Source organism: Rhodococcus sp. ENV425, from assembly GCF_002887785.1.
Taxonomy (GTDB): Bacteria; Actinomycetota; Actinomycetes; order Mycobacteriales; family Mycobacteriaceae; genus Rhodococcus; species Rhodococcus aetherivorans.
In genome coordinates this window covers 1-1,231 of sequence record NZ_PCZU01000136.1, presented here as the reverse complement: position 1 = coordinate 1,231, position 1,231 = coordinate 1, and the positions used below count along the sequence as shown (strand labels likewise).

General features: G+C 69.4%; 1 protein-coding gene. It reads right to left on the bottom strand.

What is annotated here, in order from left to right:
* On the bottom strand, nucleotides 1-1,091 hold a 1,091-nt coding region (locus CQZ88_RS10685), incomplete at its 3' end, for a helix-turn-helix domain-containing protein (RefSeq protein ID WP_102799733.1).
* Between the last annotated feature and the right edge of the window lie 140 nt (nucleotides 1,092-1,231).

Below are 1,231 nucleotides of genomic sequence, written 5' to 3'. Positions count from 1 at the left end.
AGGCGGTGCCGGGCGACGGTGATCTGCGAGGCGGTGACGATGTCGATCACCTCGCCGCCGAGGACCCGGGTGACGGCGACCTGCGCCGACGCCAGCTCCGGGGGCACCGAGTAGCGGTTGCCGCGGTAGGGCACCAATGCCTGCCGGGAGACGGTCCGCGGTTCGCGCAGCACCACCGGATACGGGCTCGCCGGCACCGGCGTCAACGGTTCGCGGGCGGCGACGGTCAGCACCGAGGCCTTGCCGTCGGCGGTGGCCCGCAGCCGGGAATCGGCGCGCAGGCTGCAGAACCTGTCCACGCTCGCCTGGGCCTGCTCGACGGTGATCTCGTCCGCCACACTTCGCCACCACCTTTGTGCGGCAGTGTGATTGGCCTTCTCGACCACCCCTTTGCGGTTCCCGGACCGCGGTGGGCAGATCGCGACCGTCACGCCGTAGTGCTTGGCGACGCCGGCGAACGTGGCGGTGACCTTCCCGCTGTCGGGGTGAGCGACCGTGGCCATCCGATCGAACCGCCAGGTGCGGGTCAGGCCGCCGAGCTTGCGACAGACGCGGTCGAGGCCGTCGATCAGATGCGGCTGGGTCATCGCCGGGGCGAGCACCCCGCGCCAGCGTCCCGAATGCGCCAACGAGCCGACCAGCAGATACGCGGTCTTGCCCCAGCCCCACGACGCGGGTGGGTCCGGCAGCTCGACCCAGTCCCACTGGGTTTCCTCCCCCGGCGGGTGCTCGATCACCGCGTTCGGGCGCTCCGTGGCGCCCGCGCAGGATGGGCAGACCGGGCGCAGGTTGCGGGTGCGGATCTGGCGGGTCAGCGTCTGATACGACGCGGTGTAGCCGAGGTCTTCGAGTTCGTCGCACAAGGTCCGCGCCCACAGGTGCGGGTCCTCGCGCAGCCGGGCCGTCACGTAGTCGACGAACGGCTCGAACGGGTCCTCACCGGCCCGTTTGCGCACGCCCGGCGTGGTGACGCCATTGATGTAGTTGCGGATGGTGCGCCGGTTGCGGCCGGTGTGCCGGGCGATCGCCGAGATCGTCCAGCCTCGCTTGTGCAGTGCGTGTATCTCCACATCGTCCTCCCATGTCAACATGAGAAAGCGGGTCTCCTTCGAGGTGCTGGTGCGTGGTCAGAGACCACCAGCATCGAAGGAGACCCGCCCTCATCGGCGGAGCCACACGGGTGAGCACTTACGGTGAGCAGGACTGGGCATTTTCAATGAGCGCCATCAAA